The 15,602-nt window shown below is 38.7% G+C and carries 12 protein-coding genes and 1 pseudogene; 2 read left to right on the top strand and 11 right to left on the bottom strand.

Annotated features, from left to right (window positions below; translation table 11 throughout):
- Positions 1-1,052: 1,052 nt before the first annotated feature.
- From yfkAB to ACGLYD_RS08430, 6 genes are read right to left on the bottom strand one after another with little or no spacing between them, the layout of a single operon-like run.
- Positions 1,053-2,183 carry a radical SAM/CxCxxxxC motif protein YfkAB gene (yfkAB, locus tag ACGLYD_RS08405; RefSeq protein ID WP_399632377.1) on the bottom strand — a complete coding sequence of 377 codons (1,131 nt, stop codon included), beginning with the start codon at positions 2,181-2,183 and terminating at the stop codon, positions 1,053-1,055.
- 49 nt (positions 2,184-2,232) lie between these two features.
- Positions 2,233-2,673, bottom strand: a complete 441-nt coding sequence (locus tag ACGLYD_RS08410) for a hypothetical protein (protein WP_399632380.1) — start codon at positions 2,671-2,673, stop codon at positions 2,233-2,235.
- Between the two features lie 47 nt (positions 2,674-2,720).
- The gene (locus ACGLYD_RS08415; protein ID WP_399632382.1) at positions 2,721-4,583 is read right to left on the bottom strand and encodes an ABC transporter ATP-binding protein; all 1,863 of its coding nucleotides are present in this window, start codon (positions 4,581-4,583) and stop codon (positions 2,721-2,723) included.
- Positions 4,580-6,304, bottom strand: coding sequence for an ABC transporter ATP-binding protein (locus ACGLYD_RS08420; RefSeq protein ID WP_067209387.1), 1,725 nt, complete (start codon positions 6,302-6,304; stop codon positions 4,580-4,582). The genes ACGLYD_RS08415 and ACGLYD_RS08420 overlap by 4 nt, the downstream gene beginning before the upstream one ends.
- A 45-nt stretch (positions 6,305-6,349) precedes the next feature.
- Positions 6,350-7,384: a HAMP domain-containing sensor histidine kinase gene (locus ACGLYD_RS08425; protein ID WP_231885836.1), complete on the bottom strand. Its 1,035-nt coding sequence runs from the start codon at positions 7,382-7,384 to the stop codon at positions 6,350-6,352.
- 5 nt (positions 7,385-7,389) lie between these two features.
- Positions 7,390-8,064 carry a response regulator transcription factor gene (locus ACGLYD_RS08430; protein WP_067209392.1) on the bottom strand — a complete coding sequence of 225 codons (675 nt, stop codon included), beginning with the start codon at positions 8,062-8,064 and terminating at the stop codon, positions 7,390-7,392.
- Between the two features lie 591 nt (positions 8,065-8,655).
- Between ACGLYD_RS08430 and ACGLYD_RS08435 the strand changes: the two genes are divergently transcribed.
- Positions 8,656-8,955 carry a DUF3243 domain-containing protein gene (locus tag ACGLYD_RS08435; protein WP_067213947.1) on the top strand — a complete coding sequence of 100 codons (300 nt, stop codon included), beginning with the start codon at positions 8,656-8,658 and terminating at the stop codon, positions 8,953-8,955.
- A gap of 519 nt (positions 8,956-9,474) precedes the next feature.
- Here the strand turns inward: ACGLYD_RS08435 and ACGLYD_RS08440 are convergent.
- A pseudogene (locus ACGLYD_RS08440) lies at positions 9,475-9,654 on the bottom strand (hypothetical protein); the annotation flags it as partial.
- 258 nt (positions 9,655-9,912) lie between these two features.
- Positions 9,913-11,223, bottom strand: a complete 1,311-nt coding sequence (locus ACGLYD_RS08445; RefSeq protein WP_399632386.1) for a GntP family permease — start codon at positions 11,221-11,223, stop codon at positions 9,913-9,915.
- Positions 11,224-11,632: 409 nt separating this feature from the next.
- On the opposite strand from ACGLYD_RS08445, the gene ACGLYD_RS08450 reads away from it, so the two are divergent.
- Complete coding sequence (locus tag ACGLYD_RS08450; protein WP_067209400.1) at positions 11,633-12,250, top strand: TetR/AcrR family transcriptional regulator; 618 nt, start codon at positions 11,633-11,635, stop codon at positions 12,248-12,250.
- A 321-nt stretch (positions 12,251-12,571) separates the two neighbouring features.
- On the opposite strand, the gene ACGLYD_RS08455 is transcribed toward ACGLYD_RS08450, so the two are convergent.
- From ACGLYD_RS08455 to ACGLYD_RS08465, 3 genes are all read right to left on the bottom strand, one after another.
- Positions 12,572-13,591 (bottom strand): ketopantoate reductase family protein, encoded by a 1,020-nt coding sequence (locus ACGLYD_RS08455; RefSeq protein ID WP_067209403.1) that lies wholly within the window; start codon positions 13,589-13,591, stop codon positions 12,572-12,574.
- Between the two features lie 92 nt (positions 13,592-13,683).
- The gene (locus ACGLYD_RS08460) at positions 13,684-14,595 is read right to left on the bottom strand and encodes a fumarylacetoacetate hydrolase family protein (RefSeq protein WP_067209406.1); all 912 of its coding nucleotides are present in this window, start codon (positions 14,593-14,595) and stop codon (positions 13,684-13,686) included.
- 298 nt (positions 14,596-14,893) lie between these two features.
- Positions 14,894-15,601, bottom strand: coding sequence for an ABC transporter ATP-binding protein (locus ACGLYD_RS08465; protein WP_067209409.1), 708 nt, complete (start codon positions 15,599-15,601; stop codon positions 14,894-14,896).
- Between the last annotated feature and the right edge of the window lies 1 nt (position 15,602).

Raw genomic sequence — 15,602 nt, forward strand, 5'->3', positions numbered from 1 at the left:
AAACAATCACATAGAGAGATATAAAATCACTTCTGTTGAATAACCATTTTGTTACATCGGTTGCAAGTACCCGAAGATGAAGTTTCGGGTACTTCATCGCTTTTAATATAGTATCTTTGCTTATTTTAGCAAAGATCGTACAAGTAACAGTGTGACGCTATATAGAAAGTGACACTGCCTTAAAATCGAAAAGGAAATGCTATAAAGATGGATTCAGCAGCCAAAATTTCATCTTTGGCTGCTTCTTGCTAGATAGAAAAGTAGTGATTCCCTCGTTCCCAGGTGCTTTAGCACTTAGTGTATCTGTAACAGCGGAGAGCGGCGGACGAAAGACCACACATACGATTATCGAAAAAACTGTGTAGTGAGAAACCTCGCTTATGGTGTAGTAACCGTTCAGTCCAAAGCGATTAAACAGTACCTGTACATAGAGTTCCTGGTGTTTAATCACAAGAGTAAGTAGTAATTTACTGGTTGTTTTTAGTTAATAAACACATGTGATACGAAAGCAATCTATCTGATAGGGGATGATTTAACTGAGGCTTACATATAAAAACAATCACATGTGGACTATCACTGGGTTTATATGGTCGATAGTTGCTGCATTGAACGTAGGTTTGATGTTTTTTCTTTTGAATGGTATTAATGGTGCATCGGGTTTAGTGATGGGCCCTATACTCCTAATGAACATTTTATTGTCTACTATGCTGGCTGTAAATTACTTCAAATTACATACAATTGATTATCTCAGATTAAAAGACAACTCGATTTCTATTCATATAGGGTTATTTTTCCGAAGAAAAAAAGTAGATCTATCGGAAATTGAACAAGGGCGTGTTAGCGCTAGCAAACTGATCTTGATATTAAAAAACGAAAAAGAAATCGACATAAACTTGAGTCTATTAACAATAAAGGATTACGAAAGACTACATTCTACGATGCTTCATTTTTGTCCAATTCAACGTCATTATTGAATTAACAAAACTTGAAACGTAAAAACGACACCACCATGAGAACTTAATTTCTCATAGCGATGTCGTTTTAAATTTGTTTTATATCGATATATTTGCTTTCTTTTTCGTGAAGTCCACCTCAGGATAATACGCGTCTTTAACCAATAGATTCGGCCCTAAGCAGTTAACCGCGGGACAATGGCAACCAATCGTTTTTGCAAGTGGGCGCTCAAGCCAGCGGTCGAGCATTACAGGAAGCGATTCCGTTTGAATATTGCCCATTGACGGTGTATCACCAAAATCCGTGACAATCACATCGCCAGTGAAAATATTGACGTTCAGACGGGATCTGCCATCTGGGTCATTACGTACTGATACGTTTTTACTGTTGTAAATTCGTTTTAACAGCGCCAAATCCTCTTCGTTATCACTGCACGCATAAAATGGCAATGTACCAAACAGCATCCAGACATCTTCGTCACGATGATCCAGTAACTCATGAATCGCTTTCCGTGTTTCATCTAATGAAAGCACTTCAAGCTGAGAAGCGAAATCACTTGGATACATTGGGTGCACCTCGTGGCGCGCACATTTCATTTCCTCTACGACTTGTAGATGAATATGTTCTAGATGCGGCAACGTTCGTTTATTCAACATCGTTTCCGCTGAAACCATGACACCTGCTTCAGCCAATGCTCGGCTGTTATCGATCATCCGTTGGAATTGCTCAGCTCGGCGTTCCCGAGGTGGTTTACGTTCCATATTGGCGAATCCACCGTCCACGAAGTCGTCGACTGTGCCCCAGTTATGTGAAATATGTAAGACGTCCAAATAGGGTGCAATTGCCATATAGCGGTCGAGTGGCATCGTTAAGTTCGAATTCATTTGTGTACGGACTCCACGTTCATGCGCATACTTCAATAACGGTAGAACATAGTTCTCTACCGACTTTTTAGAGAACATCGGCTCTCCGCCTGTGATACTTATAGTTCTTAATTGTGGAATTTCATCTAGGCGAGACAGTAGCAATGCTACTTGTAATGCGTCAGGATCTTTATGCTGTAACATATACCCGACTGCACAATGTTCACAACGCATATTGCATAAATACGTCGTCGTGAATTCAATGCTCGACAATGTCAGTTTGCCATGCTCCTGTACATCCAAGTATGCTTCCCATGGATCGTAAGCAGGCGTCATTTTTTTGAGTGTTGCTACATCAGTTTTCATTTTTTATTAACTCCTATACGTATAATAAGCTACTAAAATAGTATGCACCTCAAGCGAACCTTTCGCAAGGCATAAAAAATACCCCATCCAAGAAACCAACTCGTGGATGGGGTTTATCTAACTTGTCTAGACTTAAGCGCCTGTTCAGTGGTGCTTCCGCTTTTGTCTCGTCCAGACTCCAGCGCCTTGACCCTCGAGTCACTTCAGTCTTGCTGATAAAGGCAAAGGGCGCCTTTATCTTCAAGCCTTCCAGTGCTTGTCGGGGCAGAACAGGCGCTTCCGCTTTTGTCTCGTCCAGACTCCAGCGCCTTGCCCCTCGAGTCACTTCAGTCTTGCTGATAAAGGCAAAGGGCGCCTTTATCTTCAAGCCTTCCAGTGCTTGTCGGGGCAGAACAGGCGCTTCCGCTTTTGTCTCGTCCAGACTCCAGCGCCTTGCCCCTCGAGTCACTTCAGTCTTGCTGATAAAGGCAAAGGGCGCCTTTATCTTCAAGCCTTCCAGTGCTTGTCGGGGCAGAACAGGCGCTTCCGCTTTTGCTGTTACACTGCAGGTTTATTAGAAAACTGGCTGTTGTACAAATCTGCGTAAAAGCCGTTCTCTTCCAACAGCTCGTTATGTGTTCCTTGTTCAATTACCTTCCCTTGATCCATTACGATGATTAGATCAGCATCCCGGATCGTTGAAAGGCGGTGAGCAATGACGAAGCTCGTTCTCCCTTCCATTAAGCGGTTCATCGCCTGTTGAATGAGGAGCTCTGTCCGTGTATCTACACTCGAAGTCGCTTCATCCAAAATCATAACAGGAGGATTTGCCAGAACGGCACGAGCTATCGTAATAAGTTGCTTTTGTCCTTGTGAAATGTTAGATGCTTCCTCATTCAAGACTGTATCATAGCCCTCCGGCAATGTTCGAATAAAGTGATCGGCATGAGCCATTTTGGATGCAGCGAAAATCTCATCATCCGTTGCGCCCTCTTTTCCGAAAGCGATATTGTCTTTAATCGCCCCATTAAAGAGCCATGTATCTTGGAGAACCATTCCAAAAGTCGTTCGAAGATCTTCACGTGACATATCACGTGTGTCGAGTCCGTCAATTGTAATCTTCCCGCCGTTCAGTTCGTAAAAACGCATTAATAAATTAATCAATGTCGTTTTCCCGGCACCAGTTGGCCCTACAATGGCGACCGTTTGACCTGGGCTCACATCAATGTTCATATCTTCAATTAACAAATCGTCCCCGTAACCAAAGTCGACGTGTTCAAATGTCACTGTACCTTCTGCACGCGTTAAACTCGCTATCGTCACTTCTTTTATTTCTTCTTCCTCATCAAGAAGTTCAAAGACCCGCTCCGCTGCGGCGACAGTCGACTGAATGATATTCGCGATATTTGCCGTTTGCATAATCGGCTGTGTGAATTGACGTGTATACGTAATGAACGCTTGAATATCCCCGATTGAAATAGCGCGCTGTGTTACTAAAATACCACCAACTACACAGATAACGACATAGCTGAGGTTCCCAATCAAAGACATCACTGGCATGATAATCCCGGAAATGAATTGGGCTTTACGGCCAGCATCATATAATTGTTCATTCACCTCATCAAATTCAGCAACGGACTTTCGCTCATGGCCGAATGCTTTGACGACTTGGTGACCTGTGTACATCTCTTCAACATGGCTATTCAATTGACCAAGCGTACGTTGTTGGGCAGCGAAATGCTTTTGTGACCTCTTCAAAATTGGCCGAATGCCAAACAACGATAGGGGTAAACTGACGAGCGCAATAAGTGTCAACACAGGGCTGATCGTTAACATCATGATAAGAATCCCAACAATTGTAACAACTGATGTGATAAATTGCGTCAAACTCTGTTGCAATGTGCTTCCAATTGTATCAATATCATTCGTTACCCGGCTAAGTGTTTCACCAACCGGGCGGCCGTCGTAATATTTAAGCGGTAGTTTCTTAAGCTTGCCGTTGACGTCTTCCCGTAAATCATACACCGTTTTTTGTGCCACACTCGACATGATGTATTGTTGAATATAGCTAAATAGGCTACTGATGACATATAACCCTGCGAGTAAAAGGAGTAACTTACCGATTGCCTCAAAATCAATTCCTGCACCAGGCACACCTGTGGCCTTGCCATAAGCACCTTCAAATAATTCGGTAATCGCATTCCCCATTATTTTAGGTCCTACAATCATAAAGACTGTACTTAAAATTGCCGCAAAAAATACAGCGATTAATGAATTGCGACGGGGTTTTAAATAACCAATCACGCGGCGTAATGTACCTTTAAAATCCTTGGCCTTTTTCCCTGTCATCATCATCATATTTCCTCCGCCAGGTCCCATTGGGGCTCCGCCTTGAGGTCGTGACTGTTTTTGTTCACTCATGCGATTTCCTCCTCCGAGATCTGTGATTCGACGATTTCACGATAGACCTGATTATGTTCAAGAAGTTCCTCGTGCGTACCAATGCCGGCAATTCCGCCGTTGTCTATGACAATGATCTGATCCGCATCGATAACGGTACTAACACGTTGTGCAACGATGAGGACAGTCGCTTGCTCCGTTTCATCTTTTAAAGCAGCACGTAAATTTGCATCCGTTTTGTAATCAAGTGCAGAGAAACTATCATCGAAAATGTAAATATCCGGTTTGCGAATTAACGCACGCGCAATGGACAATCGTTGTTTTTGACCTCCAGACACATTCGACCCACCTTGAGAAATAACAGCATCGTAGCCGTCATCCATCCTTGAAATGAAATCTTCAGCTTGCGCAGTACGAGCAGCATGCTCGATTTCAGCTTGCGTTGCATCTTGTTTGCCGAAACGAATGTTTTCAGCAATCGTACCGGAAAAGAGCAGCGCTTTTTGTGGAACGAAGCCGATTTTCGATCGTACTTCTTCTTGTGATGATTCGCGAATATCAACACCATTGACGCGAATCGTACCGGAAGTAACGTCATAAAAGCGTGGAATCAAGTTAATAAGCGTTGTTTTTCCCGCGCCTGTTCCGCCAATAATAGCAGTCACTTTACCCGATTTTGCCGTAAAGCTAATATCCGATAATGCTGGCGCCTCGGCACCTGGGTAGCTGAATGATACACTGTCAAATTCAAGTGTTCCGGGCTCTTTGTCCGCTTTTTTAGTACCTTCATCCAGAAACGTTGGTTGCATCGCAAGAACTTCGTTAATCCGTTTTGCTGAAACAGCAGCTCGAGGTATCATAACAAACATCATCGATGCCATAACAAGTGCGAACATAATCTGCATAACGTATTGTATAAATGCCATCAAATCCCCAATTTGCATGGCACCATTATCAATTCTAAGTCCACCAAACCAAATTACCCCAACAACGGTTAGGTTCATAACGAGCATCATAACAGGCATTAAAAATGCCATCATCTTGTTAACCTTTATCGATACATCAGTCAGATCTTTATTCGCTTTCTTTAAGCGAACCTGTTCTTGTTTTTCACGGTTAAACGCACGAATCACACGAATACCTGTTAAGTTCTCGCGTAAAACAAGGTTTAGCCGGTCCAATCGCGTTTGCACAGTTTGGAACAGTGGTACTCCTTTATAAAGAATAAGTAACACTGAACCGATTAATATAGGCATCGCCGCAACAATAATTAACGATAACTTTGCATCCTTTGAAACAGCCATAATTATACCGCCAACCAGCATAATCGGAGCACTTACGACCATCCTTAGCATCATAATGACCACTTGCTGCACTTGCGTGATATCATTTGTCGTTCTAGTAATCAGTGATGCCGTGCCAATTTCATCAAAATCTTGAAGTGAAAAATTCTCCACATGATCAAATACTTTTCGGCGGATATCCCGACCTAATCCCATTGCCGCTTTTGAAGAGTAGTAACTTGCAACAACAGATGCAATCGCCCCAAGTGCAGCAACTAAGAGCATGATTCCTCCAATCTTCCAAATATACGGGATATCACCAATAACGACTCCTTTGTCGATAATATCCGCCATTAGCGTCGGCAAAAATAGATCCGACATCGATTGAATGAAAACAAGTCCTAATATCGCTAGTACAATCCATTTGTAGACGGATAAATTTTTTAACAATTTTAACATTCCACAGATTCTCCTTGTTCTATAGACTTCCTGACAATCACTTTCTTAAATTAGCAAAGTAACTGTAAAAATAGTGCCTTCATTCAATTTACTTTGTACTTGAATAGAACCATCATGCATGTCGATGATTTTCTTCGTAATGGACAAACCTAAGCCGCTTCCACCTAGCATACGATTACGTGATTTATCCACTTTATAGAAGCGCTCAAATATATGCGCTTGATCTTCCTCAGCTATACCCATTCCTGTATCCGCAATGGTCACAACTGCTTCCTGCGCACGCTGATATAGAACTATTTTCAGACTACTACCACTAGGTGTGAACTTAATACTATTGTTAATGAGATTAATCCATACCTGACTCATCAGCTCTTCGTCAGCGATGATTTCCACTTCATCTAATGAAATATCCAACTCCAACGATTTAGCAACCCATTGAGGTTCACAAGATAGAATGATTTCACGAATTTGTTTATCCAAACGATACGCTACTGGCTCAAAAGGGTGATGTTGAGATTCTATGGATGTTAGCTTCAGTAAATTATCGCTTAGATTGGCTAATCGCCTACTCTCGGTTTCAATAATCCCAAGATAATGTTCCCGTTCCTTTAACGTTAAATCGCTTTGCTTTAAGACAGTAGCAAAACCACTAATCGAGGCAAGTGGCGATTGGATTTCATGCGAGACATTGGAGATAAACTCTTGACGCATTTGCTCTATTTGATTCAGCTCTACCGCCATCTCATTAATGCTCTCTACTATTTTTCCAAAAGGATGATTCTTTTTATGTTTAAATTGATTCGCCAACTTGACATCATAATCGCCCTTGGAAATTCTTCGCATGGCATCAATCATCATTGTGAAAAAATCCATTCGGCGTGGAGAAACAAACCTCGAAAAAATCCAGCTAGTAAGAATAAAAAGGAAGATCATTGCAAATAGTGTAATCAGCCCTCTAGAGAAGTCACTGATATGCAAATCCCATTTCTTATGAATGAACGAAGTTCCTAAGTAAGCTAGCGACCAGTAGCAAACAGTGACGATTAACCACGCAATTACGGCCGTTCCAATACGCAGCACTTTTCTCAACCTTCTACCTCTAGGCGATAACCTAATCCACGAATGGTGCTAATCTTAAAGGAATCACAGTGATCGGAAAAACGCTCGCGCAATCGATTAATATGCACGTCAACCGTTCGATCTGTACCTTCGTAATCATACCCCCATATATCCTCAATCAACTGCTCCCGCGAAAAGGTTTTACCTGGATAGCTCGCTAATTTAAACAGCAATTCAAATTCTTTCAGCGGTAGCTCCACGTTTCGATTTTCCAAGAACACTTCATATGTTTTGCGATTCATCATCAGTTCGCCTACCTGAACCGTCTGCGAAATTGCAATTCGATAGCGTTTAAGTAGCGCTTTTACCCGTGCAACAAGTTCAGCTGGCTCAAATGGTTTCACAAGATAATCGTCTGTACCCAACTCAAACCCTTTGACTTTCTGTGTCGTATCTCCTTTGGCTGTCAGCATCAGCAACGGGATATCATACTGCTTTCTAATTTCTCGGCATAACTCCCATCCATCCATGTTTGGCATCATTATATCTAATATAACTAGGTCTGCCTTAAATGACTCCAGTGCTGCCAAAGCTTCAACACCATCACATGCTTCAACAATTTCAAGGCCGTCTGGACGTAAGAAAAGTCCGACCAACTCGCGCATATGTGGATCATCATCTACAATTAATACCTTTGCCATGCTTGAACACCTTCTTTCTTTGCTCAACAATTAATTCATTTTAATAGATGCATGTAAACTCAATATAAACAACGGTTATCAAATGAAGGTATTTATTAATTACTAACCCAGTAATATCAGCGTTTAGCGCTTCTTCACATTATACAGCTTTGTAAAAGAAGTGATATAAAACAGGATGGTTGGGGAGGATTTTAAAAAACGCTGATAGGCGCACAACCCATAACGAAAAAAAAACAGCTATCATCTCGATTGAGAAGCTGACTGCTTTTATTGTTCAGCTTTTCAAGTATATTGCTGACTTTATCGCGCACGTCTTCGGATTCTTCTATAAAAACTTCATATTCAATTTACCGATTAAATAGTCTTTCGCCATGTACATCCTTTACAATGACTCCTTATATTCAACAGACGTAACTAATTAATTGCACACACTTGCTTCCCCTTTAGATTCACCATACCGAGTTATTGTTTGTAATATAAATAAAAAACTCATTTCCATAAAGAAATCGAAGTAATTATTTTCCTGTTTATAGCACTGAGTTTAAGTGAACACTATAAGTTCAAACAAAAAAGGGAGTGTTTTTAGTGGATATGAAGGATAAAGTACAAAAAGAATTATCTCAGATTGACGTCGAGAAAAAGGACGAAATTTTAGAAAACTTTAATCGATTCAAACAGTATCTTTCGGAGAAAGTTGAGTTAGGGGAAAACATGGGCTTGAGTGAAGAAAAACTTGCCAAAACTACAGAATTAGTTGCAAATTATCTCGCCAAACACGAAGAGCCCCGCAATAGGGAGGAAAAAATGCTAATGGAACTTTGGAATTCCGGTTCTAAAGAAGCGCAACACACATTAGCGCATATGTTACTGGAAATGGTACGGAAAGCTTAGTAAAACGAGTAGTTCATGTTTATATTAAATAAATGACTGTAATTAATCAAAATGCGACCTATCCGCTAATCTGTGGATGGGTCGCTTTTACTTTATCTTACTTATTTATCGCAACAAGTATATTAACCGCTAACACCCATACAGTTACAGCTGCGGAATATTTTGGACCAGCGGATTTCAATGCAAATAGATGGCCCGTATATGATCTCACGCCCACCTTCAACTAAAGTTCCTTATTAGTTGAAGAAACGATTTGTAAAAACAAACATTATAGGCTCCATTAAAAAATAAAATCAAATCGCCAAGTGTACCAACACAAAAAAACACAACATAATAACTTGCAATCGTGATTTCATTGTTAAACAGTTCTTTGAATGCCTGAATAAACAACGCATTAAACTTAAACTAACTTAATATCCAACCGATTAAAAGAAAACTTACAATCATCATTGCTCTTTCTTGTCCCCTTCTTTAAAACAAATAGATTCGCTATCTTCTTATTCATTTATTATCCATGCTTCAACTAACTTTGAGGCTAACTCTCCGTTTGATGAAAAGCGTTATCCCGAACTTTTCAAGTACTTGTGTAGCCGTTATTTCTACTTCTTCGTTGTTCGACACATCTTCTTTGAAAAAAGTCTCGTCAATACCGGATGAATGTAATTCCTGTACTTTTGCATCCCCAGCTTGTTGATCAAAATCAAGAACGACTACCCATGCACCTTGTTTACCAAATAACGTAGCTGCAGCTGCACCAACAACTGGTACTCTTTCACATTGCCCCTATAATGATTACGACACCTTGACCACCTCCAACACGGAATATAACAAGTCCTAATGACTTACTAGACTATTAAATTCTCTGAAGCAGGATAGTAACAATTACCTCTCCGCAAGATATTTTTAAGTAAATACCGAATTCCCGCTCTAACAACATAAACATGATTAATCAAATAATTAATAGAACAAAATTGCAACTATTAATGCCGGAATAGCTGATAGAATAGGAGCTATTACGCAAGTCATAAAAACATGTATGTATCCATCTTTATGTGTTAGTCCTGTTACAACTAAAGTCGTTATTACTGCTCCATTGTGAGGTAAGGAATCCAAACCACCAGATGCCATTGCTGCAATCCTATGAATTGCGTTCGGATCTAAGTCTAAATTCACATAAGTCTCTGATAAAGTTTCCATCGCTATCCCTAAACCGCCGGATGCTGATCCAGTAATACCAGCTAGAGCCGTTGTTGCAATATAAAGTGAAATCAACGGACTTCCCGGAACATTTGTCATAATATCTACGAAAATAGCAAAGCCTGATGTTGCCGCAATAACAGCTCCATAGCCAACGTCCGCACTTGTATTAATTAGTGGTAAAACTGCATTCGTTGCACCGATGTTGATTGTTTCTTTTTTCATATCGATATAATTCCAAAAGACGATTGTACAAATTAAAACAGAAATCATTAATGTAAATAAGACTTCTATTTTTAATAAGTTTAATAAAACTAATAAAAGTATTGGCGGGGTCATACTTAACATTAAATTGGGTAATTTTTTGTTAGCATACTTATCGATGATTTCCTCATCTTTTTTATCCTCAAGATTTTTCATTGTTGCATAAGTTTCGCCTTTTTTCTCAGACCTATTTAAGGCATATTTTAAATACCAAAGATTAAGCACAAGGACAGCGATGGTTCCTGCAATTCCAATCCATGCTCCCGATGTAACACTAGTGTTTAAATAACTAATTGGAATAATATTTTGAATTGAAGGTGTTCCAGGTAACATTGTCATCGTAAATGTTCCGATTCCAATGAAAAAGGGTGCCAAAAATAAATGCCAAGGTATATCCATTTCTTTGAAAAGTGGTTTAGCAATTGGTAAAACTGCAAAAATAACAACGAACAAACTAATACCGCCATATGTTAAAAATGCACAAATCACCATAATTGAAACCAATACTTTATATTTACTGTTTTTACCTAAAACTTTCAACAATGATTCTGCGATTCTTCTTGCTGCTCCACTGTCATCCATGAATTTCCCAAACATTGCAGCAAAAAGGAAAATTAAGTAGTAATTCTTTGCATAGTTAACAAACCCACCCATATAGTCATTTTGAAATGTTTCTAAAATTGGCATACCGTTTAGCAATATAACAAATAAGCTGACAATCGGGGCAATAATGATAATTGTAAATCCCCTTAACGCAAGGAGTATTAATAAAATTAATGAAAGAACTATCGTAGTTATACTCCACATTCCCATTCCCCCTTGTATATTTCTTTAAGCTAGTACTCTACCCTTTAAATACTCTAGTTCGAAGCGCACTTTCATAATTGATGACTTCAAACCTATGAAAGTGCTCTCTATTAATTGAGTATTTATCACCAACAAGATTAAATTGTTTTTCAACCAAACTGCAGCACAATTTAAATCAGACCGTAGTCTAATTGTAATTCAAGAAGCAATATTCTGTCAACAGGATATTAGAGTACCATTAAAACAATTCCAAAACCCAGTGTTTACTTGAGTATTAATTGCTAAAATGATTGACTTACTATAAAATAACTTTCATAACCAGACCCAAGTACAAATTCAACTGGATTGCAGCCTGATTATGATATAATAGATAATATTCTGACAACACTATATTGGAGTGATTTTTTTGATGAAAAAAGAAAATAAACAAAGTAGAGGTAAAATGACTCAAAAAAGAATTTTAGAAACTGCATTGAAATTATTCACTGAAAAAGGCTATGATAAAGTAACCGTTGATGAAATTTGCGAAAAGAGTGAGTCATCTAAAGGTTCTTTTTATCAGCATTTTTCATCAAAATCAACTATATTTTTAGTGAAATTCTTCGAAGTAGATGACCACTATGCCCAAGTAATAGAAGCTATGCCGGAAGATATCGATGTGTATGAAAAAATATCAATATTTTTTCATGAGGCTTTGTGTATCATTAATGATCAGATGGGAAAGGACTTAATGAAAGTCATTTATAGTTCCGCGCTTGTTTCAAATGACCATACTTATTTCTTAAATAAAGATCGAGAACTAACTCGTATTTTCATATCTTTCGCTGAAGAAATCCAAAGAAACCAACCGATAGATTCTGCTTCTCAAGTAGAGGATTTATTAATGATGATGAGTCAAACAATGATGGGCGTTATATACTATTGGAGTGTTAGCCAAGACGATCGAAAGTTACCTGAGCTGGCTCAATACGTTACAAAAACAATGATTAAAGGTCTGAAAAGTTTGAACGAGGTTCATTTGCCCTAAGTGGATTATCCCCATATTTAAATGGGCACTTACACATCAAAAATTATGAAAGTTTAATTATTCGAGAATGTACCCCTGCAAGCACCCCTTTCTATAAGCCACTATTCGAAGGGAATTTATCAAATAGCTTGGTCCTATTAATTCACTCATACTGCATAAAAAAGGCAGGAATCAGAGGAGATAATCTTCTCTGATTCCTGCCTTTCAATATGCGGTCTATTATTGATTATTCACCTAACCAAAAGAATCGAAACCTTACATTGCGACTGGATTCGCTTCGTTCAATTGCACCTATACAGCCTCAGAAATTCTAACATCTTTTCACTTAAAGAATTCATCAATATAATGAAGCGTTTTAATTTCCTTGTTCTTTTCTTTGGCTTTCACAATTTTAACTACCATATCATTATAGGGGGTTGCAATACCGTGTTCTTTTCCTTTGTTACTAACAACTCCGTTTATGTAATTAATCTCGGTTGTTCTTCCTTTCTCCAAATCTTGCAACATGCTTGCTTTCGTGTCACGGTGTTGATCCCAGGTCTTTTTAAAGTAAGGAAATTTACTTAGTATTTCTTTTGGGGTACGATCATTTAACTCCAGAAGTCCGAGATCCTGGTCCTGCATTTTAACTAAATCTATACCTTGCGCGTAGGCTACTTTAATCGTTTCGTCGGCAAGATGTGCAAGACACCAATAGCCCCTAGGATCGTCTAATACCTCACCAAAAGTACAGCCAAGCGCGGCCGACATCCCGCTAAAAGTAGCATTCATTAATATTTTAGACCATCTAATGCCAAGCAAGTTATTAGATACTTCAGAACCACCCACATTTTGCAGAATTGCGTTAACTGCTTTAATTCTTTCAGTAACTTCTCCATTCATTTCTCCTATTTCAAAGGCAAACTCTTCTAAAGCCTTTTTCTTCGATGTTAATTCAGTAACACCGGGTTTAATCCATGTCGCTCCAAAACCCACAGCTCCGCCAATCGTTCTATCTTTTCCAATAATTTCTGCTACACTTTCTTCGGGAGCCCCGTTTTGAAGAGTACAAATAATACTAGTAGAATGAAGATGTGGTAAAAGCTTATTTAAGACCTCTTTGTTATCGAATTGCTTTGTTAGTAGAAATAACAAATCGTATTTATCAGTTAAGTCATCTAGATAATAAGCATGCCCATGTGTTTTCACTTGAATAGAGCCTCTTATTTCAGTACCATTTTTTTGCATTGCTATTACATTTTCTTTAAAGCCATCTATTAAATCCACTTCAATGCCTTTTGAGTTTAATAATGTTCCTAACACAGTTCCTATTGCTCCAACGCCTACTATACCAATTTTCATTTTCAAGTCACCTTTCTCTTATAATTAACTTAATATGCAGCATGTTAATATCGTGTCCTATATCTTAACTTCCTTGTGCGAAATCAATTTAGTTATTCCACAATCGTGTTTTTCAAAATACCTAACTCAGTTACTTCTAATTCAACGGTATCACCTGGTTTTAACCAAGATTGTTGGACCCCACTCAATTCTAATAGACATCCTGTTCCAACTGTTCCTGATCCAATAATATCTCCTGGGTATAACGTGGCGTTGATTGACGCCCTTTCAATCATATCTGCAAATGAATAGTGAATATCTTTTAAATTACCTTTGGAAATTTCTTGCCCATTAATTCTCGCCGTCATTGTTAAATCATGTCTATTTTCAATCTTATATTTCTGTAGAGATTCTTTAGTGACAATATACGGACCAATTGACGTCGCAAAGTCTTTTCCTTTTGCAGGTCCTAAACCTATTTTAATTTCCTCCATCTGTATATCTCTAGCCGACCAATCATTGAGAATCGTGAATCCAAAAATATAATCTTCAGCATCTCCAGCTTTAATGTCTTTACCTTGTTTTCCAATTACACAGGCAATCTCAAGTTCAAAATCCAAACACTTTGTAAAAGAGGGATAAGATAATGGTGTTTCCGGACCGATAATCGCATGATGATTAGTAAAATAAAAAGCCGGGGCTTCGTACCATTCTTTAGGTATCTCTTTTTCTAAATTTTTATATGCATTTTTCAAATGCAACTCAAAACTCATAAAATCTCGCACACTTGGCGGTCTTGGAATAGGAGCTAGAAGCTCAGTATCCCCTAGGTTATATGTACCGCTATGCTCTTCTTTTAATAATTCTTTAAGAATAGGGGTATATTTTTCATGGTCTTCAATAAATGTAAGTAGCTTAGAAGGTAATATCCCATCAGATAGCTCATTCATGTCGTAAACTTTTTGACCTTCAATCCATCCAGCTCTTTCTTCACCATTTATGTTTATAAAACTTACAAATTTCATTCTTTATCCCCCTGTTCTTATTATTTTTGTTCAACACCGATCAAGTTATGTGAACTTCTGTTTTTTATTAGAATGAACATCGTATTGAAGCAATTTTACTGCCTTCCTGCAAGCCCGCAACTCCAACTAGTTGAAGGCTTATGAAAGCATCGATCTTCTTGTATATAAACACATTCGCGTTCACTTAAGAGCAGATAATCAAGCCCTCTACAAGAAATTGATATGGAAAAAATGTTTAAAGAAAATTCTATTTACATTATTAGAATTCTATTTTTTTATCCGACGCTAGTGAATTATTTCATACATTTCCAAGGTACGCTTTTGCGACATCTGGATTATTAAGTATCTCTTCTCCTGTACCCTCTAAAACAATACGCCCAGTTTCTATGACGTAGGCACGATCGGATATTTTTAATGCACTATTTGCCATCTGCTCAACCAAAAGCACCGTAACACCCGAGGAATTAATTTGCTTTAAAAGGTCAAAAACCTCATTTACAATGATAGGTGCAAGTCCTAGTGAGGGTTCATCAAGAATTAAAAAGGATGGTTCCGTCATAAGCGACCTTGCAATGGCTAGCATCTGTTGCTCTCCCCCAGAAAGGGTCCCCCCTAATTGCATTTTTCTTTCCTCGAGTCGTGGAAAACGTTCGAAAATCGACTGTATTAGAACATGCGTTTTCTTAGAATCCTTTACAATATGCGCTCCTAAAAGAATGTTTTCCATTACAGTATGTTGAGGAAATATCTGTCTCCCCTCCGGTACTATTCGAATTCCCTTGCGCACTAGCTGATCGGGACGATCATTGGAAATCTCTTTGCCTTGAAAGCAGATACTTCCACCTTTCCCCTTATGAAGTGCAACAATTGTATTGAGAATTGTGCTTTTTCCAGCACCATTCGCTCCTAATATTGTAACGATCTCACCTTGACTTACTTGGAAAGAGATATTATGAACAACTTCAGTTTTCCCGTAGCCTACAGTTAAATTCTTTACTTGTAACATC

This window comes from Sporosarcina sp. SG10008, assembly GCF_044569405.1.
Lineage (GTDB): Bacteria > Bacillota > Bacilli > Bacillales_A > Planococcaceae > Sporosarcina > Sporosarcina psychrophila.

What these genes read in the sequence shown, in the direction of transcription:
- yfkAB (WP_399632377.1), bottom strand. Translation starts at nt 2,183, where the DNA reads ATGAAAACTGATGTAGCAACACTCAAAAAAATGACGCCTGCTTACGAT.
- ACGLYD_RS08415 (WP_399632382.1), bottom strand. Translation starts at nt 4,583, where the DNA reads ATGAGTGAACAAAAACAGTCACGACCTCAAGGCGGAGCCCCAATGGGA.
- ACGLYD_RS08420 (WP_067209387.1), bottom strand. Translation starts at nt 6,304, where the DNA reads ATGTTAAAATTGTTAAAAAATTTATCCGTCTACAAATGGATTGTACTA.
- ACGLYD_RS08430 (WP_067209392.1), bottom strand. Translation starts at nt 8,064, where the DNA reads ATGGCAAAGGTATTAATTGTAGATGATGATCCACATATGCGCGAGTTG.
- ACGLYD_RS08435 (WP_067213947.1), top strand. Translation starts at nt 8,656, where the DNA reads ATGAAGGATAAAGTACAAAAAGAATTATCTCAGATTGACGTCGAGAAA.
- ACGLYD_RS08445 (WP_399632386.1), bottom strand. Translation starts at nt 11,223, where the DNA reads ATGTGGAGTATAACTACGATAGTTCTTTCATTAATTTTATTAATACTC.
- ACGLYD_RS08450 (WP_067209400.1), top strand. Translation starts at nt 11,633, where the DNA reads ATGAAAAAAGAAAATAAACAAAGTAGAGGTAAAATGACTCAAAAAAGA.
- ACGLYD_RS08455 (WP_067209403.1), bottom strand. Translation starts at nt 13,591, where the DNA reads ATGAAAATTGGTATAGTAGGCGTTGGAGCAATAGGAACTGTGTTAGGA.
- ACGLYD_RS08460 (WP_067209406.1), bottom strand. Translation starts at nt 14,595, where the DNA reads ATGAAATTTGTAAGTTTTATAAACATAAATGGTGAAGAAAGAGCTGGA.
- ACGLYD_RS08465 (WP_067209409.1), bottom strand. Translation starts at nt 15,601, where the DNA reads ATGTTACAAGTAAAGAATTTAACTGTAGGCTACGGGAAAACTGAAGTT.